Source organism: Paenibacillus zeirhizosphaerae (genome assembly GCF_030705605.1).
Lineage (GTDB): Bacteria > Bacillota > Bacilli > Paenibacillales > Paenibacillaceae > Paenibacillus > Paenibacillus zeirhizosphaerae.
Genome location: NZ_JAPCKK010000034.1, coordinates 234,502 through 255,162, shown reverse-complemented (window position 1 = coordinate 255,162; position 20,661 = coordinate 234,502). Strand labels below are relative to the sequence as shown.

General features: G+C 50.9%; 19 protein-coding genes and 1 tRNA gene. 18 read left to right on the top strand and 2 right to left on the bottom strand.

Translation table 11 applies throughout. From position 1 onward, the window contains the following. The first annotated feature begins 23 nt into the window (after positions 1-23). The 11 genes from hisJ to OIN60_RS22370 all read left to right on the top strand — a co-directional run bounded on the left by hisJ (position 24) and on the right by OIN60_RS22370 (position 11,503). Entirely contained in the window at positions 24-848 is an 825-nt protein-coding gene (hisJ, locus tag OIN60_RS22420; protein WP_305757089.1) for a histidinol-phosphatase HisJ, read from the top strand. Between the two features lie 144 nt (positions 849-992). Further along, a complete protein-coding gene (locus tag OIN60_RS22415) occupies positions 993-1,940 on the top strand; it encodes a ribose-phosphate diphosphokinase (RefSeq protein WP_305757088.1) in 948 nt (315 codons plus the stop codon). Between the two features lie 143 nt (positions 1,941-2,083). Further along, positions 2,084-3,826 carry a tetratricopeptide repeat protein gene (locus tag OIN60_RS22410; protein WP_305757087.1) on the top strand — a complete coding sequence of 581 codons (1,743 nt, stop codon included), beginning with the start codon at positions 2,084-2,086 and terminating at the stop codon, positions 3,824-3,826. Positions 3,827-3,859: 33 nt separating this feature from the next. Beyond that, positions 3,860-4,813, top strand: a complete 954-nt coding sequence (trxB, locus tag OIN60_RS22405; protein WP_305757086.1) for a thioredoxin-disulfide reductase — start codon at positions 3,860-3,862, stop codon at positions 4,811-4,813. A gap of 280 nt (positions 4,814-5,093) precedes the next feature. Beyond that, positions 5,094-6,044: an ROK family glucokinase gene (locus OIN60_RS22400; RefSeq protein WP_305757085.1), complete on the top strand. Its 951-nt coding sequence runs from the start codon at positions 5,094-5,096 to the stop codon at positions 6,042-6,044. Between the two features lie 45 nt (positions 6,045-6,089). Next, a complete protein-coding gene (gene rapZ / locus OIN60_RS22395; RefSeq protein ID WP_305757084.1) occupies positions 6,090-6,992 on the top strand; it encodes an RNase adapter RapZ in 903 nt (300 codons plus the stop codon). A 15-nt stretch (positions 6,993-7,007) separates the two neighbouring features. Then, positions 7,008-7,994 carry a gluconeogenesis morphogenetic factor MgfK gene (mgfK, locus tag OIN60_RS22390; protein WP_305757083.1) on the top strand — a complete coding sequence of 329 codons (987 nt, stop codon included), beginning with the start codon at positions 7,008-7,010 and terminating at the stop codon, positions 7,992-7,994. 5 nt (positions 7,995-7,999) lie between these two features. Beyond that, complete coding sequence (gene whiA / locus OIN60_RS22385; protein ID WP_305757082.1) at positions 8,000-8,944, top strand: DNA-binding protein WhiA; 945 nt, start codon at positions 8,000-8,002, stop codon at positions 8,942-8,944. Positions 8,945-9,099: 155 nt separating this feature from the next. Further along, positions 9,100-9,369: an HPr family phosphocarrier protein gene (locus OIN60_RS22380; RefSeq protein WP_305757081.1), complete on the top strand. Its 270-nt coding sequence runs from the start codon at positions 9,100-9,102 to the stop codon at positions 9,367-9,369. 133 nt (positions 9,370-9,502) lie between these two features. Further along, positions 9,503-10,261 carry an SIMPL domain-containing protein gene (locus OIN60_RS22375; protein WP_305757080.1) on the top strand — a complete coding sequence of 253 codons (759 nt, stop codon included), beginning with the start codon at positions 9,503-9,505 and terminating at the stop codon, positions 10,259-10,261. Between the two features lie 159 nt (positions 10,262-10,420). Continuing rightward, on the top strand, positions 10,421-11,503 hold the full coding sequence (locus tag OIN60_RS22370; protein ID WP_305757079.1) for a PdaC/SigV domain-containing protein: 1,083 nt from the start codon (positions 10,421-10,423) through the stop codon (positions 11,501-11,503). 94 nt (positions 11,504-11,597) lie between these two features. Here the strand turns inward: OIN60_RS22370 and clpP are convergent, their stop codons facing one another. Beyond that, positions 11,598-12,194, bottom strand: coding sequence for an ATP-dependent Clp endopeptidase proteolytic subunit ClpP (gene clpP / locus OIN60_RS22365; RefSeq protein ID WP_305757078.1), 597 nt, complete (start codon positions 12,192-12,194; stop codon positions 11,598-11,600). A gap of 183 nt (positions 12,195-12,377) precedes the next feature. Then, positions 12,378-12,452: transfer RNA gene (locus OIN60_RS22360), tRNA-Arg, on the bottom strand. A gap of 305 nt (positions 12,453-12,757) precedes the next feature. Here OIN60_RS22360 and OIN60_RS22355 point away from each other — a divergent pair. The 7 genes from OIN60_RS22355 to secG all read left to right on the top strand — a co-directional run bounded on the left by OIN60_RS22355 (position 12,758) and on the right by secG (position 20,454). Then, positions 12,758-13,786, top strand: a complete 1,029-nt coding sequence (locus OIN60_RS22355; protein WP_305757077.1) for a sugar-binding transcriptional regulator — start codon at positions 12,758-12,760, stop codon at positions 13,784-13,786. Between the two features lie 100 nt (positions 13,787-13,886). Further along, a complete protein-coding gene (gene gap, locus OIN60_RS22350) occupies positions 13,887-14,894 on the top strand; it encodes a type I glyceraldehyde-3-phosphate dehydrogenase (RefSeq protein ID WP_305757076.1) in 1,008 nt (335 codons plus the stop codon). A gap of 299 nt (positions 14,895-15,193) precedes the next feature. Further along, positions 15,194-16,375: a phosphoglycerate kinase gene (locus OIN60_RS22345; protein WP_305757075.1), complete on the top strand. Its 1,182-nt coding sequence runs from the start codon at positions 15,194-15,196 to the stop codon at positions 16,373-16,375. A gap of 20 nt (positions 16,376-16,395) precedes the next feature. Beyond that, on the top strand, positions 16,396-17,148 hold the full coding sequence (gene tpiA / locus OIN60_RS22340) for a triose-phosphate isomerase (protein ID WP_305757074.1): 753 nt from the start codon (positions 16,396-16,398) through the stop codon (positions 17,146-17,148). Between the two features lies 1 nt (position 17,149). Continuing rightward, positions 17,150-18,694, top strand: coding sequence for a 2,3-bisphosphoglycerate-independent phosphoglycerate mutase (gene gpmI, locus OIN60_RS22335; protein ID WP_305757073.1), 1,545 nt, complete (start codon positions 17,150-17,152; stop codon positions 18,692-18,694). Positions 18,695-18,744: 50 nt separating this feature from the next. After that, the gene (gene eno, locus OIN60_RS22330; protein WP_305757072.1) at positions 18,745-20,031 is read left to right on the top strand and encodes a phosphopyruvate hydratase; all 1,287 of its coding nucleotides are present in this window, start codon (positions 18,745-18,747) and stop codon (positions 20,029-20,031) included. 189 nt (positions 20,032-20,220) lie between these two features. Then, positions 20,221-20,454, top strand: a complete 234-nt coding sequence (secG, locus tag OIN60_RS22325; protein WP_305757071.1) for a preprotein translocase subunit SecG — start codon at positions 20,221-20,223, stop codon at positions 20,452-20,454. Positions 20,455-20,661 lie beyond the last annotated feature (207 nt).

Genomic DNA, 20,661 nt, shown 5'->3' with positions numbered 1-20,661 from the left:
ATTTTTGCAGAGGAGCAACGTGTATGCATATTGATTACCACACGCACCATGCCCGCTGCGGACATGCGTCCGGCAGTCTTGAGGAATATGTTCAGCAGGGAATCCGGCTTGGGCTGGATCAGTTGGGCCTGTCTGACCATATGCCGCTTCTGCATGTCAATCCGGCTGACTATTATCCCGAGATGGCCATGGCGATGGAGGAGCTCCCGCGTTATGTGGAAGAATGCCTGAAGCTGAAGGAGCGGTACCGCGGTCAGATTGATATCCGCATCGGTCTGGAAGGAGACTACATCGAGGGCTGGGAACAGCAGATTGGGGATATTGTTGCGGCTTATCCGTGGGACTATATCATCGGCTCGGTGCATTTTCTGGGCGAATGGGATGTGACGGATTTTCGTCAGGTGCATCATTGGGAAGGCAAGGATGTGCTGAGCGTATACCGTACATACTATGAGGCCGTAGCCAAAGCCGCCGCCACCGGCTTTTACGATATTATGGGGCATTTGGATGTGATTAAAAGATTTGGGCACAAGCCTGCTCCGGAACAGGAGGCAGAGCTACGCATGCTGGAAGCTGACGCCTTGGCGGCTGTGGCCCGCAGCGGCCGCGCCATGGAGCTGAACGCCTCCGGCCTGTCCAAGCCATGCGCGGAAATGTTCCCGAGCCTGCGTATGCTCGAAGAAGCGTACCGTCTCGGTATCCCTGTAACCGTGGGTTCTGACGCGCATCAGCCGGAAAAGCTGTCAGAGCATCTGGAGCAGGCCCGCGAGCTGCTGTATGAAGTCGGCTTCCGTGAGCTGGCTGTGTTTGAAGGACGAGAGCGTGCAAGCGTCAAATTAACGGTATAATATCCATTTAAGCTGGCCGTTTCTATGCATGGCTGGCTATTTTCATATACAGGCAAGGAAAGGTATAATAAATAACAAACCATACGAACAATAGCGCTTGGTTTAGAACGTTGGAGACCGTAAAGGTGCCGAAGGGGGAAAGCGATGCAACAGTCTTTGCGTATTTTTTCCGGGTCTTCGAATCCGCTGCTTGCCCGCAACATGTGTGATCAGCTTGGAGTAGAGCTGGGCCGTATCAAGCTGTCCCGTTTCAAAAGCGGTGAGGTCTATGTGCATTATGAGGAGAGCATTCGGAATTGTGACGTTTTTCTTGTGCAGTCCTTGGCTCACCCCATCAATGAATTGTTCGTAGAGTTGCTGGTAATGATCGATGCAGCCAAACGTGCATCGGCACGTACCATCAATATTATTATTCCCTATTACGGTTATGCCCGCCAGGAGCGCAAGTCGGCACCTCGCGAACCGATTTCCGCTAAAATGCTGGCTGATGTGCTGACAACGGTCGGAGCTTCACGTGTGGTCGCGCTGGATCTGCACGCAGCGGCTATTCAGGGCTTTTTCAATATTCCGGTGGATCACTTGACTGCGCTGGATCTGATCAGCGAATATCTGCGCACGCGCAGCATCGAGAAGCCTGTCATCGTATCACCGGACGCGGGCAGGGCATCCATGGCGGAGAAGCTGGCGAACCGTATGGACTCGCCTTTTTCCATCATGATTAAGAAAAGACCAGCCCACAACGAATCTGTCATTACACATGTTATAGGCGATGTGGAGGGCAGAACGCCAATTATTATTGAAGATTTAATTGATACCGGTTCCACTATTATTAATGTGGTCGAGGGGCTGAAGGAAAAAGGGGCAGCAGAAGCGATCGTATGCGCAACCCATGGCTTGTTCTCCGGCTCCGCGTTGGAGAAGCTGAAGCATCCTTATATCCGTGAGATTGTCATCACCGATTCCATCCAACTGCCAGCCCAGGTTCCGGCCGGCCTTACGGTGCTTTCCGTCGCACCGATGCTCGCCCGCGCTGTTCGTATCATTGTGGAGGGCGGATCTATCGCAACTTTATTCAGGGACGCAGGCATATAAGCCTGCGTCTTTGAGTTGCGGTTGAATGAAACGGAGTGGGTTAATTTGCTGAAAACAAGCTTTTTAAATGGATGAGCAGGGGTTGAAACTTATGTTATAATGTATGGGTTCAATAGGAAGTTAAAGGAGGTGCCTTTGTTGTTATGAAAGGCAAAAACCTGCGGGTTACGGACACTCGCCCCAATATTATTGCCCTGCGTCTTGACGCGTCTTTTTTCTTTGAGAGAGCCGTCCGCTCGCTGGATCGCAATCATTATGACAAGGCATTGAAATATTTTCGCAAGGCTGTGGAATATGAACCGGATAATCCTGTGAATCATTGCAATTTGGCGGGTATATTATCTGAGATGGGGGATTACCAAGGGTCCAATGATATCTTGGAATCCGTTCTGAAGAATGTCAAGCCGTCGATGACGGAATGCTATTTCTATATGGCTAATAACTATGCCAACATGGAACAGTTCGAGGCGGCCGAGAAGGCGCTTGTAACCTACCTTGAAGAAGATGAGGAAGGCCATTTTCTGGAGGAAGCGGAAGATATGATGGAGCTGCTCTATTATGAGCTGGACCGCCCAACCAAGCTGAACCGCATCAAGGCGCGGCAGGGAGCGGTCGAGCATGATCAGGCCCGCATGCTTCTTGAAGAAGGCAAGTTCGCACAGGCCGCAAAGCTATTGGAGCAGATTTCAGGCGACCAGCCCGAGCTGCTGGCTGCCCGCAACAACCTGGCTCTTTCCTATTATTACATGGGGATGTTCGAGAAGGCGAAGGAGACCATCATGCAGGTATTGCAGGACGAACCGGGCAACCTGCATGCCCTCTGCAATTTGGCTATTTTTTACCAAAATGAGGGCGGCGGCCCGCATCTGGATGAACTGATGGCTAGCCTGGCGGTTATCGTACCTTTCCAACAGGATCAGGTATTCAAGCTGGGGACGACGATGGGCATCATGGGGCGCCATGAGGAGGCCTACAAGCATTTTCACCGGTTGTTGAAGGACAGCGAGAACAAGGAGGATGCGTCCTTGTATCACTATGCGGCCGTAGCCGCCAGCAACACGGGACGGTACGCTGAGGCGAAGCGGCTGTGGCAGTATGTGAAGAAGCTCGACCCAGTCTCGGAGACACCGCGATTTTATTTGTCCCGGCTGGATGAGCTCAGCCGTAAGGGCCAGTTGATGGAGAAGCTTAGCTATCACTATCATTTGCCCTTTAATGAGCAATTCAAGCTGTGGGAGAAATACGGGAGTCGCAGTGTGCCGGAAGAAATGAAGAAGGACCCGCTTGTCCGGTCTTCGTTCTTCTGGGCGCTCCGTCACGGAGACGATGCCACGAAAACCCAGGTCATTCAAGCCCTGGCGCTGATTGGTGACGAAGAAGTGCGGGAAGCGCTCGGACTGTTCATTGTCGACCTGACGCAGAATCCGGGCTTGAGGGAACAGGCGAGAGCGGTTTTGCGGAGGATGGACGGTCAACAGGCGGACGTGCTTGTAACCATGCCTGCCGTACCGACGGCAGAACAATACGTGGAGTTGAGAGCGGCTGCTGCCGATCCGCAGATGCAAGCCGTGCTGGATAAAGCATTTTCTATGATGGGCAAGCGTTATGATATCGCTCAGCATCATGATCTGAGAGAGCTGTGGCTGGAGTATCTGGAGCGGATCGGCACGGAGGGCTTTACCATTCAGCATGTGGATGGCTGGGCGGCGGCGCTGGAGTATTTGACGGCCAAAATGCATCGTAAACAGGCAACCTACAGGGAGATTGCCGGCCGGTACGGGATATCAGTATCCACCGTCAGCCGGTACGCCCGCCAGATTGATAGTGTGTGCGGGATTAAGCAAAAAATCGCTCAGCGTCTCCCTTCTTTTACTGAGAAAGTATAAATATACAAAAAATCTCTGGAGGAGGTACTCCCTATGTATAAATCCATTATCATCGGAACAGGTCCAGCAGGATATACAGCTGCCATCTATCTGGCACGCGCCAACATGAATCCCCTTGTCATTGAAGGCATGCAGCCTGGAGGACAGCTTACGACCACGACTGACATCGAAAACTTCCCCGGATTTCCTGAAGGCATTATGGGACCGGAGTTAATGGACAACATGCGCAAGCAGGCTGAACGCTTCGGCGCGGAGTTCAAATCCGGCTGGGTGGAGGAAGTGGATTTCAGCAAACGTCCCTTCCAAGTAACGGTAGAAGGACAGGGTGTGCTGGAAGCGGAGTCTATCATTATCGCGACGGGTGCATCCGCCAAGTATTTGGGAGTCCCCGGCGAGCAGGAAAATGTGGGGCGTGGGGTCAGCACCTGTGCGACCTGCGACGGCTTTTTCTTCCGCAACAAGAAGATCGTGGTGATCGGCGGCGGCGATTCCGCCATGGAGGAAGCGAGCTTCCTGACACGTTTTGCTTCCTCGGTAACACTGGTTCACCGTCGCGAGGAACTGCGCGCTTCCAAAATCATGCAGGACCGTGCCAGGGAAAACGAAAAAATCCACTGGGCGCTTAACCGTACACCCGTTGAAGTCGTTGCGGGCGACAATGGGGTAAAAGGATTGAAGGTGCTTAATAACCAAACGGGCCAGGAGGAGCTGATTGAAGCGGACGGCGTCTTCGTGGCGATCGGCCATACGCCGAATACAGGCTTCTTGGGCGGACAAATTACGACCGATGATCACGGCTATATTGAAGTGAAGCCAGGAACAACCGAGACGAATATCCCGGGCGTTTTTGCCTGCGGCGACGTGCAGGACAACCGCTACCGTCAGGCCATTAGTGCGGCTGGCACAGGCTGTATGGCAGCGATGGATGCGGAGAAATTCCTCGAAGGCAGCGTTGTGCACGACTGGAGTGAAACGCTCGATAAGTAACCTGAGGGCATATTCCGTGTGCAGCGGATGCCGTCACCAAGAGCATCCGCGCAGCTTTGTTGCGCGGGTGCTTTTTTTCAGGATCGGGAACGAAAAAGGATTCACAAAATTTCACTGAAAATCACGTGCCGTCGCAAGCCCTGAGCGGGTTCCGTGCCTTGACCGGATGGGGACGTTCGCTTATAGTTGGATACGAGACTTACGATATGGAACCATCGTTTGCCGGTACCGTAAGATAGACCGGGAACTATTATATGTATAGAAAAAGGTGGCTTGTAACATGTCTGAAAGCATCTATGTTGGCGTGGATCTTGGCGGTACCACGATTAAAGTCGGTATTTGCAACGCGGAAGGGCAGCTTTTGCATACCTATGAAGGGCCCACACAAACTGATCAGGGTGTGGACACCGTCTTGGGTAATATCGAGAAGTACGTGAGACTTATTGTTGAGCAATCTTCATACAGCTGGGAACAACTCCAGGGGGTAGGCGCCGGTATTGCGGGTTTTCTGAACGTGCGTGACGGAGTTGTCGTGCTTGCGCCGAATATAGGCTTTCGGGACGTGCCGATTCAAGCCATATTGGAAGAACGGCTTGGCAAGCCGGTCAAAATTGATAACGATGCCAACGTAGCTGCTCTGGGTGAAGCCTGGGCTGGCGCCGGCAAAGGCGTGGAGCATTGTGTATGCTTCACGCTGGGGACGGGTGTAGGCGGGGGTATTATTATGAATGGTAAAATTTATCAGGGTTTTTCTGGCATGGCGGGCGAGGTCGGGCATATCTCCGTTGTGCCGGATCTGGAAGCGATTCAATGCGGCTGCGGCAAAATGGGCTGTCTGGAGACAGTCTCCTCAGCCACGGGGATCATCCGTATGGCTAACGATGCGGTGGAGCGGGGCGACCGTACATCTCTTGCAGCAGTGGATAAAATTGCGGCCAAGGACGTGTTTGACGCAGCAAAGTCGGGTGATGAGGTGTCATTGCGCATTATCGGGCGGGCTGCCTTTTATCTGGGCAAAGCCCTGGCAACGACGGCCGCTCTCTTAAATCCGGAAATGTACATTGTAGGCGGAGGCGTATCCAAGGCAGGAGATATTCTGTTCGACGAGCTGCGGCAGGTGTTCGCCAAGCTGACACCGGAGCCGCTGCAGCGCGGCATGTCCATTGTGCCTGCTACGCTGGGCAACGACGCGGGGATCGTCGGGGCAGCCGGGCTGATCCTGCGGTCTTAGTGTCCGAATTATAATTTTGGATTACGGGAAGGGGAAAAAAGGAACATGTCGGAACATAATAATACGGCACCTTCGGCAGGTGCAACGTTGATTATTATTACAGGGATGTCCGGAGCGGGCAAGACGATTGCCGTACAGAGCCTGGAAGATCTTGGTTTCTTTTGCGTTGATAATCTGCCGCCTGTCCTGATTCCCAAATTTGCGGAACTGATTGAGCAATCCAATGGCAAAATCGGCAAAGTGGCGCTGGTGATCGATTTGCGCGGCCGGGAGTTTTTTACAGCCCTTTCGGAATCCTTGAATTTCATTAAAGATCATTTCACGATTCGTTGTGAGATTCTTTTCTTGGATGCCAACGATAGCGTGCTGGTTCAGCGTTATAAAGAGAGCCGCCGTCGTCATCCGCTTGCACCGGACGGCATGCCGCTCGATGGAATCCGGCTGGAGCGCAAGCTGCTGGAAGATCTCAAGAACTCGGCTACACAGGTCATTAACACCAGCACGATGAAGCCTTCCGTATTGAAAGAGCGCATTATATCCAGGTTTTCTCATTTGGAAAGCAGTCTGCTCTCCATTAATATCATGTCCTTCGGCTTTAAATACGGTATTCCTATTGATGCAGACCTGGTATTTGATGTGCGTTTTCTGCCGAATCCGCATTATGTTGAGGCGCTACGGCCGAATACCGGGCAAGATAGTGACGTATATGAATATGTAATGAAGTGGCCGGAAACCCAGACCTTTCTGACCAAGCTGCTGGATATGCTGCATTTTCTGATACCGCAGTACCGCAAGGAAGGCAAGAGTCAGGTCATTATCGGTATAGGATGCACGGGAGGCAAGCACCGGTCGGTGGCCATCTCCGAATATCTTGGTAAAATGCTTGGAACGAGTGAAACGGAGGCCGTTACTGTAAGCCACCGGGACGCGGATCGGGATCGGCATTGACATAGAGGTGAAATTATGAAATTAGCGGGACCAAAGCTAGAGCGTCCACGCATTGTCGTGATGGGCGGTGGGACGGGATTGTCCGTCATGCTGCGGGGATTAAAGCAAAAGCCGCTGGATATTACGGCGATCGTGACCGTTGCTGACGACGGGGGAAGCTCCGGTATTCTGCGCAGTGAGCTGCAAATGCCGCCGCCGGGAGATATTCGCAACGTGTTGACGGCGCTTGCCGATGTCGAGCCGCTGATGGCGGATCTGCTTAAATATCGCTTCAGCTCAGGCGCAGGGCTGGCCGGGCACAGTCTGGGTAATCTGATCTTGGCGGCCATGACCGATATTTCAGGTGATTTTGTTACAGGTGTGCGTGAGCTGAGCCGGGTATTTGCTGTGCGCGGACGGGTTCTGCCTGCTGCGGGGGAAGCGGTGGTGCTGCATGCGGAAATGGAAGACGGAAGTGTGGTCACAGGCGAGTCCAAGATACCGGAAGCGGGTGGCCGCATCAAACGGGTTTTCCTTGAACCGACTCACGTGGAGCCGTTGCCTGAGGCGGTCGAAGCCATTCAGCATGCAGACGCCATTTTGATTGGACCGGGAAGTCTTTATACGAGCATTCTGCCTAACCTGCTTGTACCTAAGCTGGCCGAAGCGGTCGTAGCTTCGCAGGCGGTCAAAATTTTCGTGTGCAATGTGATGACACAACCCGGGGAAACGGACAATTATAGTGTAGGGGACCATCTGCAGGCTGTTTACGAGCACGTGGGCCATCAGTTATTTGATTATGTGATCGTCAATGACGGTGATATTCCGGCCCAGGTACTGGATAAATATGCGGAGCAAGGCGCGAGACCCGTCCAGTTAGATCTGGATTCGGTGACCGGACAGGGCTATAAAGTGGTAGCTGATACACTGGTCCTGTTCAAAACGTATTTAAGGCATGATGCCGATAAGCTAAGTCAGCACATTTATCAGCTCGTGCAAAACTGGGTATTAAGAAGGAGGTGAGTCCCTTGTCTTTTGCGGCTCAAACCAAGAAGGAGCTGACCATGATCGAAGGCCAGCCCTGCTGCGAGAAGGCCGAGCTGTCGGCGTTGATCCGGATGCTTGGCTCCGTGCAGGTATCGAATAAAAAAGTGGTTCTAGACATTTCCACTGAAAACGCCGCGATCGCAAGGCGCATTTACTCCTTCGTCAAAAAGCATTTTCAAGTGCACACCGAACTGCTGGTCCGCAAGAAAATGCGGCTTAAGAAAAACAATGTATACATTGTCCGCATTCCGGAACGGGTTCAAGAAATTTTGAAGGAGCTTCACATCGTGACGGAGGGGTTTCTGTTTACGGACGGGATTAATCCGGCAATAATTCGGAAAAACTGTTGTAAGCGAGCTTATCTCCGGGGAGCGTTCATGGCTGGAGGTTCGGTCAATAATCCGGAGGGGTCATCCTATCATTTGGAAATCGCTTCGATGTATGAAGAACACTGCCAGGCTCTGGTGGATCTCGCGAACGAGTTTCATTTGAATGCCCGTTGTATTGAACGGAAGAAGGGCTTCATCCTTTACATTAAGGAAGGCGAGAAAATCATTGAGCTCCTAAGCATTATCGGCGCCCACCAGGCTTTGTTCAAGTTTGAGGATGTGCGCATCATGCGTGATATGCGGAATTCGGTCAATCGGATTGTCAACTGTGAAACCGCGAATCTCAACAAGACAATCGGAGCGGCGGTCCGTCAGATCGAAAATATCAAGCTGCTGCAGAAGGAGGTCGGGCTGGACACTCTGCCGGACAAACTTCGTGAAGTGGCTGAAATCCGCCTAGCCCATCCCGACATGAATCTGAAAGAGGTCGGTGAGCTGCTGAAAGGCACGGTCAGCAAATCCGGGGTAAACCATCGGCTGCGGAAGATTGATGAGCTGGCTGACAAGGTCCGGGCAGAGCGGGGAATGATTCTATAGCCCGCATGATGTATGACAGGCACGCATCCAGGAGGGGAGCCTGTTTTTTTCCTAGTTTATGATTCGGGTTGATGGTATAATGTGATAAATAAAATGGAATAAATGTGGTTTTAAATTCATTTGTCAATTTACTCATAAAGGGGGAGCCGTTTTTCATGACCAAACATCCGGTAGTTGTACGCTTGAAGACAGGCCTGCATGCAAGACCTGCTGCATTGTTCGTGCAGGAAGCCAATAAATATTCATCAGAAGTGTTTGTAGAGAAGGACGATAAGAAAGTAAATGCCAAGAGCATTATGGGCATTATGAGCCTGGCCATCAGCTCCGGCACCGAGATCTATGTCAGTGCAGAGGGTGCGGACGCAGAACAGGCTGTAAACGCTTTAGTTAGTCTGGTAAGCAAGGAAGAGCTGGAAAACCAGTAAAGAACGGTTGATTTAAAGCTAGAAGGTCCCTGGGAACAGGGACTTTTTTGTTGCCTGCAACTTTTTGGTTCCGGCTCCGTCTAGAGGGTACAATCGATTTCATGAAAAAACTACCATGAGGGAGCGGATACAAATGAAAGTGTGGGCAAAGACAGCTAGCGCAGTTATGTTGGCAGGAACCGTGTTTGTTGGTGGATTTGGAGGGTTGGGGTTGGGGGCCGACAGTGGCAGAGCGTATGCGGCTGAAGCCGTGAATGTGGTCCGAAATGTCATCAGCGTGAATGGTGTGGGCGAAATATCTGTAAGCCCGGATATTGCCTACCTGTCTATTGGAGTACAGACACAGGGTAAAACGGCGGTCGCCGCCCAGAAAGAGAACGCGCAGGCCATGGACAAGGTGAACAAGCTCCTCAAAGCAACATGGGGCATTAACGAAAAGGATATTCAGACGGTCCAGTTCTCCGTTCAGCCGAACTACAGCTACAGTGAAGAAGGCGGGCAGCAGCTCAAAGGGTATACGGCTTATCATACGCTCAGTGTAGCTTATCGTGATTTGTCCAAGATTGGGCAGTTGCTTGACGCAGCGGCTGGAGCGGGAGCCAACAGCATTGACAATGTCCGGTTCACGGTAGAGAATCCGGAGAAGTATGAAGAAGAAGTGATCGCCAAAGCGCTGGCCAATGCACAGATGAAAGCGAATGCGGTGGCAAAGGCGGCGAATCGCCAATTGGGCAGCCTGCTAAATGTATCATTGGAAAATGCCCAGCCGCCCGTATTTTATCAAGAGGTTGCTGTGTCTAAAGCCGCAGATTCCACAGGGGCCAACACTGCGGTAGAACCCGGGCAGATTACAGTGGATACCCGGTTGAGCGCGCAGTATGAAATGAACTGATTCCAGAGACAAAACCGCTAAGTCGGAAAATTTGTCAGGATTGTAACCAAGCTTGTAACATTTTCCGCCTCAGGATGTTTTATGATATGCCTCAGATGATCTTTTATCATCTTATCATCTTGTTATTCGCGCTTAAGGATCAGAGGAGGATATTGAACAATGAACAAACAGACAAAACGACTGGGTTCCCTGATGCTGGCTACTGCTGTAATCATCGGTGGCGCTACTGTATCTTTTTCCGATTTGCAGGCCGCTAGCAGCAAAACACAAACCGCTCAGCAAACCCAGGTTACCCTGAAATGGAACGGCAAGACTCTCCAAACGAAAGGGTTAATGATCAAAGGACAGACCTTGATTCCGGTAGCGGCTTTAAGGGATGATTTGAAGCTGCCGGTTGCCTATGATGCGTCCGAGAAAGCTTATACGATCGGCGCTAACTATAATAAGCTGATGATTACAACCGGGTATGACGAACCTTACGTCAACGTTAACGGAGTGCATACGAGCGATATGCAAGCCCAGATGATCAAAGGCAAGCTCTATATTCCCATCGGACACCTGAAGGCCTATCTCGGCATTGACGCGGCTTGGAATGCATCCGCCAAAACGGTCAGCATGACCAAAGGCCAGCTCAACTCCATCTCAATCAAAGCGGTAAGCCTGTCACAGGAAAAGACGGATACGATGAATTTTGATCTGAAGTATCCTCAGCTCACTGGCAGTCAGGCTGGCATCACTAAAATTAATGCCGTGCTGAAGCAACATGAGGAGAAGGTACTGGCAGACATCAAGAAGCAAATCAAAGAAATCGGAGATGCCACTGCGGACCGCCCATATGATTTTGAAAGCAATTATGCCGTGACGTACAACCGCGGAGGCTATATCAGCCTCATTATAGATGACTATTTCTACTATGGCGGCGCTCACGGCTCTACGGCCCGCATAGGATATACGTTCTCGCTGGCAGACGGCAAGCAGCTCGGACTTGGCGATGTGCTGAAGGCTAACCCGGATTATAAAAAAACGCTGAACAATAAGCTGCTCAAAAAAGTGCCGGCATCCAACGGATATTTGGGAGACTTTAAGGGGCTTTCGAATCAGCCGGATTTCTATGTTACCGGAAACGGTATCGTCATTTTCTTCCAGCAGTATGAGTATACCGCTTATGCGGCAGGCATTCCGGAGTTCCCGTTTGTTTATTCGGAGCTTCTCCCTGCAGGGGCCAAGCCATTCGGGAATTAAATAATCCCTGAGAAAAAGAAAATCCGTCCCATGTTCCTGCTCAGGAACGGGACGGATTTTTTTAATGGCTTATATAAAGACTTCGTTATCTTGCTTAGACTCCTTGTGCAGGAGTGCTGGAAATCACCTTATCGACCAGACCGTATTCCTTGGCTTCGTCGGCAGTCATGAAATAGTCGCGGTCGGTATCTTTCTCGATGCGATCGAGAGGCTGGCCGGTGCGTTCAGCCAGGATGCGGTTCAGCTTATCGCGCATTTTCAGAATGCGGCGTGCGCGGATTTCGATGTCTGTCGCCTGCCCTTGGGCACCGCCCAGAGGCTGATGAATCATGATCTCACTGTTCGGCAGGGCATAGCGTTTGCCTTTGGCGCCTGCATTCAGCAGGAATGCGCCCATGGAAGCGGCCATCCCTACACAGATGGTAGATACATCGGGTTTGATAAACTGCATCGTATCGAAAATCGCCATGCCGGCTGTGATGGAACCGCCGGGGCTGTTGATGTACAGGCTGATGTCTTTCTCCGGATCTTCCGCAGACAGAAACAGCATTTGCGCGATAATGGAGTTGGCGACAACGTCATTCACGTCGGACCCCAGGAAGATAATGCGGTCTTTCAGCAGTCTGGAGTAAATGTCATAGGCGCGCTCACCGCGGTTGGTTTGTTCAACGACCATAGGAATGTAGCTCACGTAAAACCCTCCTTTGAATATGTGCTAGGATATTGCAGTACCTGATACAGGTAAAGTCTCCATAATAAACTGTTACCGTATTAACCACATCATAAACAATTTCAAACGAAAAGTCAAAGAAAGTCAAACTATTGATGAAAAAAAAGAGCCTTCAGCGCTCTCGTTGGTTAAACATTATATAGATGGCGCGCCCGCGAGGAATCGAACCTCGATCTCAGGCTCCGGAGGCCTACGTCATATCCGTTGGACCACGGGCGCATATTCAAACATCTTTGAAATAGGACACAAAAACGATTATATGTGATGCCCCGTGAAAATGCAAGTTTTATTTCAATGGTCTGGCTGAGCACATTTACGCTAATAATAGCTGCTAATAACCCTTGCGCATAATCAATAGGAGGAATGAGAAATATAGCTTTTGGATACTTGCATGTGATGTAATAATTCGTTAAAATGATTGTGGGACTTAAAAAGTTAACCCGGGACGTTTTAAGACCAAGCAACTTAAAGCCACATTATAAAGGTGGGTATATGAACCAGTCGAAGTCTGCGGGGTGGAGAGCATGCGAAATATATTAGAAATTCAGAAGCAGCTTCTGCCAGATCTTACGGATGTATTGAAGAAAAGGTATACCATCCTGCATCAGATCATGCTGTCAGACGTCATTGGACGCAGAACGCTTGCGGCATCGCTACATATGACCGAACGTGTGCTGCGTGCTGAAACCGATCTTTTGAAAGCCCAGGGCCTTATAGAGATTGAGAGTATTGGCATGCGGGTTAGCGAAGCTGGCAGGGAACTGCTAGAGCAGCTTGAGCCCATTGCCAAAGAATTATTCGGATTGTCTTTGCTTGAAGACCAGATCCGTCAGGCGTATAACCTGCGCAAGGTAATCGTCGTGCCCGGTGATTCGGACACGTCACCGATGACCAAGCGGGAGTTAGGCCGGGCAGGAGCGAAGGCGCTGCTGGGCGTCATGGGGGATGAGGATATTGTCGCCGTTACGGGCGGTACCACCATTGCCGATGTAGCGGAGCACCTTACGACACCGTCAGGCGGACCGATGAAGGGCGGATGGTTTGTTCCGGCCCGTGGAGGCTTGGGTGAAAGCCTTGAAATGCAGGCCAACTCGATCGTGTCCAAGATGGCACGTAACGTAGGGGCGCAGTACAGACTGCTGCATGTGCCGGATCTTTTGAGCCAGGAGGCCTATGAGTCGCTTGTCCAGGATCATATGATTCAGGAAATTGTGGAGACGATCCGCAAGAGCCGGATTATCATCCACGGAATAGGCAACGCTGAGGAAATGGCGAAAAGGCGTAGGCTTGACCCGGATACAGTGGCGGACATTAAAGCTGAGGGAGCGGTGGCTGAATCTTTTGGCTACTATTTTAATCAGCAGGGTGTCGTTGTGCACCGGATGCTCACCATCGGGCTCCGTCTCGAGGACATTAAGCGGACAGAAATCGTGCTCGGCATCGCCGGGGGCGCAAGCAAGGCGGCGGCGATTCAGGCTGTGCTGCGATTCGGCCAGGAGGATATCCTCGTCATCGATGAAGCAGCGGCGGAAATCATCGCAAGCAATTGCTAATTCCTTTTCACGAAAACACTTTAATAATTGTTGTCTTGACAGGCCTAACCGCTTGTCTTGAATAAATAAAAATTACACAAAACTTGGGAGGAACTTACTCATGGTTAAAGTAGGTATTAACGGTTTTGGACGTATTGGCAGACTGGCTTTCCGTCGTATTCAAAATGTGGAAGGCATTGAAGTGGTAGCAATCAACGACTTGACTGATGCCAAAATGCTGGCTCATTTGCTGAAATATGATACAACTCAAGGTCGTTTCGATGGAGACGTTGAAGTACATGACGGCTTCTTCAAAGTGAACGGCAAAGAAGTTAAAGTTCTGGCTAACCGCAACCCTGAAGAGCTTCCTTGGGGCGAGCTGGGCGTTGACATCGTTCTGGAGTGCACAGGCTTCTTCACAACTAAAGAAGCAGCTGAAAAGCACCTGAAAGGCGGAGCTAAGAAAGTTGTAATCTCTGCTCCTGCTACAGGCGACATGAAAACGATCGTTTACAATGTAAACCACAACACACTGGACGGTTCCGAAACAGTAATCTCCGGTGCTTCCTGCACAACCAACTGCTTGGCTCCTATGGCTAAAACGCTGAACGACAAGTTCGGTATCGTGGAAGGTCTGATGACTACAATCCACGCTTACACAGGCGACCAAAACACACTTGACGCACCACATGCCAAAGGCGATTTCCGTCGTGCGCGTGCTGCTGCTGAGAACATCATCCCTAACACAACTGGTGCTGCTAAAGCAATCGGCCTCGTTATTCCTGAACTGCAAGGCAAATTGGACGGTGCTGCACAGCGCGTTCCGGTTGCGACGGGTTCCCTGACTGAGCTGGTGACTGTTCTGGAGAAAAGCGTAACTGTAGACGAAATCAACGCAGCTATGAAAGAAGCTTCCGATCCGGACACTTACGGATACACTGAGGACGAAATCGTATCTTCCGATATCAAAGGTATGACTTTCGGTTCCCTGTTCGATGCAACTCAAACAAAAGTACTGACTGTTGGCGACAAACAACTCGTTAAAACAGTAGCTTGGTACGACAACGAAATGTCCTACACAGCTCAATTGGTTCGTACCCTGGAGCATTTCGCGAAGCTGGCTAAGTAATAACGGCTTGGCGCTATGTAACCACATAGAGCGGAAACATACTACTGTTTCCGCTCTTTATATATGACTTCCTTGTAGTGAGAGTTCAAAAAGTCAGGTTTTCAGCACCGAGAAGGTTGGATGAAGCTAGGGACTGAGGAGCGGAGCGTACTTGGGGTACGTGAGCACCGGAAGGCCCGGCTGAATTCAAGATTCGATGTCGAGTATGCTTCCTGATTTACTTCGTGATCAAAAGATGACTTTTTGAACAACCTCTTGTATGGCACATCATCAAATCCCTGGTGCGGAGGAGTATCGATATGAACAAGAAAAGCGTTCGCGATGTAGAAGTAAACGGCAAGAAAGTGTTTGTCCGCGTTGATTTCAACGTTCCTGTTGAAGACGGCAAGATTACCGATGACAAGCGTATCCGCGAGACCCTGCCAACGATTAATTACCTGATTGAAAAAGGTGCTAAAATTATTCTGGCAAGCCACTTTGGACGCCCAAAAGGCGAAGTGGTTGAATCCATGCGTCTGACACCGGTAGCGGCACGTCTGTCTGAGCTGCTCGGCAAGTCTGTGGCTAAAGCTGATGAAGCTGTTGGCGAAGCGGTACAAGCGAAAGTGGCAGAGCTGCAAAACGGCGACGTGCTGCTGCTTGAGAACGTCCGCTTCTATCCGGGCGAAGAGAAGAACGATCCGGAACTAGCAAAGCAATTTGCTGAGCTGGCGGACTTGTTCGTCAACGACGCATTTGGCGCGGCACACCGTGCGCACGCCTCCACGGAAGGCATTGCACATTTTCTGCCGGCTGTATCCGGTCTGTTGATGGAGAGAGAGTTGTCCGTTCTGGGCAAAGCGCTGTCCAATCCGGAGCGTCCGTTCACTGCGATTATCGGCGGTTCCAAGGTGAAGGACAAAATCGACGTGATCGACAACCTGATCAACCTTGCAGACAACATCATCATCGGCGGAGGCCTGACTTACACCTTCTTCAAGGCTCAAGGCCATGAAATCGGCCAATCTCTGTTGGATGAATCCAAGCTGGACGTGTCCCTTGGTTTTATCGAGAAAGCGAAAAGCCTGGGCAAAAACTTCTACCTGCCGGTGGATATCGTAGTTTCCGATGATTTCAGCGCTTCCGCAAATACACAAATTGTGGATATCGACGGTATTCCTGCCGATTGGGAAGGCGTGGACATCGGTCCGAAAACGCGTGCTATCTATGCCGACGTTATCAAAAACTCCAAGCTGGTTGTATGGAATGGACCTATGGGCGTATTCGAAATTGAGCCATTCTCCAACGGTACCCGTGAAGTAGCAGAAGCTTGCGCAACAACAGAAGGCTACACCATCATCGGTGGTGGTGACTCTGCGGCGGCGGCTGAGAAATTTGGTCTGGCCGACAAGATGGATCATATCTCCACAGGCGGCGGCGCTTCCCTTGAGTTCATGGAAGGCAAGGCGCTTCCAGGCGTTGTAGCATTGAACGACAAGTAATTAGCAGGGGGCTGAATAGAGTGAGAACACCAATTATTGCAGGTAACTGGAAAATGTTCAAAACGGTTCCTGAAGCAACGGACTTCATCCAGGAAATTAAAGGCAAAGCTGAAGTGGAAGGCGTAGAAAGCGTAATCTGCGCCCCATTTACCAACCTGCCTGCTCTGGTGGAAGCTGTAAAAGGAACCTCCATCAAAATCGGAGCACAAAACCTTCACTTCGCTGAAGATGGTGCTTATACAGGTGAGATCAGCGGTCGTATGCTGAAGGATCTTGGTGTGGATTACGTCATTATCGGGCACTCTGAGCGCCGTCAATATTTTGCGGAAACGGATGAAACGGTGAACAAGAAAGTTCACGCCGCCTTCCGTAACGATCTGACTCCGATCGTATGTGTCGGCGAGAAGCTGGAAGAGCGTGAAGCCGGACAAACGAAGGAAGTATGCAAAGTGCAGACAGAAGCAGCTTTTGCCGGACTTGCGAAAGATCAAGCGACGAAAGTGGTTGTGGCTTACGAGCCAATCTGGGCAATCGGAACTGGCAAATCCTCCACGGCGCAGGACGCCAATGAGGTTATTGCCTACATCCGTACCTTGATTACAGAACTGTATGACGAGAGCACGGCTAATGTGGTTCGCATTCAATACGGCGGCAGCGTAAAACCCGAAAATGTAACAGAGTACATGGGCCAAAGCGACATCGACGGCGCACTGGTCGGCGGGGCAAGCCTGCAGCCGGCATCCTATATCGCGCTTGTTGAGGGGGCGAAGTAACATGACTGCACCAAGACCGGTAGCACTGATTATTATGGACGGGTTCGGGCTTAGAGATACTGTGGAAGGCAATGCCGTTGCACAGGCCAATAAGCCGAACTATGACAAATACTTAAGCATCTACCCGCACACAACGTTGACGGCATCCGGTGAAGCGGTCGGATTGCCAGAAGGGCAAATGGGCAACTCGGAGGTCGGCCACCTGAACATCGGTGCAGGACGGGTCGTGTATCAGGATCTGACCAGAATCTCCAAGTCCATCCGTGAGGGAGAGTTCTTCGAGAACGAAACGCTGGTTGAAGCGGTTCGTTATGCGAAGAACAACAACAAGAAGCTGCACCTGTACGGACTGCTGTCCGATGGCGGCGTGCACAGCCATATTGACCACCTGTTTGCCATGATTGACCTGGCCAAGCGGGAGGAATTACATGAAGTTTATATTCACGCATTTATGGACGGCCGTGACGTTATGCCTGACAGCGGCGTGAGCTTCATGGAGAAGCTGATTGCCAAAATCCAGGAAAGCGGTATCGGCAAAATCGCGACCGTACAAGGACGCTATTATGCGATGGACCGTGACAAACGATGGGAACGGGTTGAGAAATCATACCGTGCCATCGTGTACGGCGACGGCCCTAAATATACGGACCCGATGCAGGCTCTTCGTGAATCGTATGAAAAGTCCGTATTTGACGAGTTTGTAGAGCCGACTGTGATTACCCATCCGGATGGCAGCCCGGTAGGTCTTGTGGAGAGCGGGGATTCGGTTGTTTTCTTGAACTTCCGTCCCGACCGTGCCATCCAGTTGGCTCAGGTGTTCACTAATGCGGATTTCCAAGGGTTTGACAGAGGACCGAAGTTTCCAGAAAATTTGCATTTCGTATGCCTGACTTTGTTCAGTGAAACGGTGAACGGCTTCGTGGCCTACAAGCCGAAGAACCTGGACAATACGTTCGGTGAAGTGCTGGTACAGCATAACAAGAAGCAGTTGCGTATTGCTGAAACCGAGAAATACCCGCACGTGACGTTCTTCTTCAGTGGCGGCCGCGATGTTGAGCTTCCTGGCGAAACACGGGTTTTGATCAACTCGCCGAAGGTAGCAACCTATGATCTGCAGCCGGAAATGAGCGCTTATGAAGTGGCGGATGCTTGCGTGAAGGAGATCGAGTCCGATCAGCATGACGCGATTATTCTGAACTTTGCGAACCCGGACATGGTAGGGCACTCCGGTAAAATGGAGCCTACAATTAAAGCTGTAGAAGTCACGGATGAGTGTGTAGGACGAGTGGTGGATGCGGTTAAGGCCAAAGGCGGCACCGTGATCATCATTGCTGACCATGGCAATGCGGATATGGAAATTGACGAACAGGGCCGTCCATTTACCGCTCACACGACCAACCCGGTTCCGTTTATCGTAACAGATGAAAATCTCGTGCTGCGTGAAAGCGGAGTTCTGGCTGACGTGGCCCCGACACTGCTGGACCTGATGGGTCTGCCGCAGCCTGTGGAAATGACTGGACAGTCTATGATTGCAGCACGTAAATAAGATGTGTTAATTTAAGAATAGAATAACTTACCCAAAAGGAGAATTGTACAATGACTATTATTTCTGACGTGTACGCTCGCGAAGTCCTCGACTCCCGCGGCAACCCGACTGTAGAAGTTGAAGTATATCTGGAATCCGGCGCTTTCGGGCGCGCGATCGTTCCTTCCGGCGCATCCACTGGTGCGCATGAGGCTGTAGAGCTGCGCGATAACGATAAAGATCGTTACCTCGGCAAAGGTGTACTGCAAGCTGTTAAAAACGTGAACGAAGTGATCGCACCGGAAATCATCGGTATGAACGCAATCGACCAATTGGAAATCGACAAAACGATGATCGCGCTGGACGGTACGCCTAACAAAGGCAAGCTGGGTGCGAACGCAATCCTGGCTGTGTCCATGGCTGTAGCACGCGCTGCTGCAGACGCTCTGGACCTGCCGCTGTATGTATACCTCGGCGGATTCAACGCGAAGCAACTGCCTGTACCAATGATGAACATCGTGAACGGCGGCGCTCATGCTGACAACAACGTTGACGTACAAGAGTTCATGGTGCTGCCTGTAGGTGCTTCCAGCTTCAAAGAAGCGCTGCGTATGGGTGCGGAGATCTTCCACAACCTGAAATCCGTGCTGAAAGGCAAAGGACTGAACACTGCAGTTGGCGACGAAGGCGGTTTTGCTCCTAACTTCACATCCAACGAAGACGCTCTGTCCTCCATCATCGAAGCGATCGAAAAAGCCGGCTACAAGCCAGGCGAAGACGTATTGCTTGGTATGGACGTAGCTTCAACTGAATTCTACAAAGACGGCAAATATACGCTGGAAGGCGAAGGCAAATCCTACACCTCCGCAGAGTTCGTTGACCTGCTGGCTTCTTGGGTGGACAAATACCCAATCGTTACGATCGAAGACGGTTGCTCCGAAGACGACTGGGAAGGCTGGAAGCTGCTTACTGAGAAACTGGGCAACAAAATCCAGTTGGTGGGTGACGACCTGTTCGTAACCAACACGGAACGTCTGGGTAAAGGTATCGACGAAAGCATCGGTAACTCCATCCTGATCAAGGTAAACCAAATCGGTACCCTGACTGAAACGTTCGACGCCATCGAGATGGCGAAACGCGCTGGCTACACGGCTGTTATTTCCCACCGTTCCGGTGAGTCCGAAGACAGCACGATTGCTGATATCGCGGTTGCTACGAACGCGGGTCAGATTAAAACAGGTGCTCCTTCCCGTACAGACCGTATCGCGAAGTACAACCAGCTTCTTCGCATTGAAGACGAGCTTGGCGAGCTGGCACAATACAACGGCTTGAAATCCTTCTACAACCTGAAAAAATAATGCCGTATCGGCATTTTTGGCAAGGCAGACCTCGGTCTGCCTTGTTTTTATTGCCAGCAATGATTTCATATGGTACAATAAAAGTGCTGTTTTGCGTAGATTGTTACTGATGAAAGTGTTTGAATATACAGATTGTCTTGATATGCGATAGGTGCAAAGCAGATGTAATGTTCTTAGGAGGTGGAATACATGGAATTGTTTTTGAAGATCGTGCTCGTTGTATTGTCTATTGCTGTGGTTGCGGTTGTATTATTGCAAAAAGGTAAGAGCGCAGGGTTATCCGGTGCCATCTCCGGCGGAGCGGAACATCTGTTTGGTAAAACCAAAGCACGCGGTATGGATCTGATTCTGCAGCGTATTACGGTAGGTCTCGGTGCGGCATTTATGATCGTTTCTATTCTGGTTGCCGTACTGGTGAGTTAATAAGAACACCTAAAGCCTTCGTTTCAACCGAAACGAGGGCTTTTTTTAACATCCTTCCGAGAGAAGTCCCCTTCCTCTGAGCCTATGCTTTCGAAGCGAGTTTTGTTTGAAGTTTATTCGGGCAGCAGCGCTCACAAAACTTTAAGGGGGATGAATCTCGGTTAGGCGAAGCCTAAATATACTTGTCTATGGTATGAGGCGCGCACT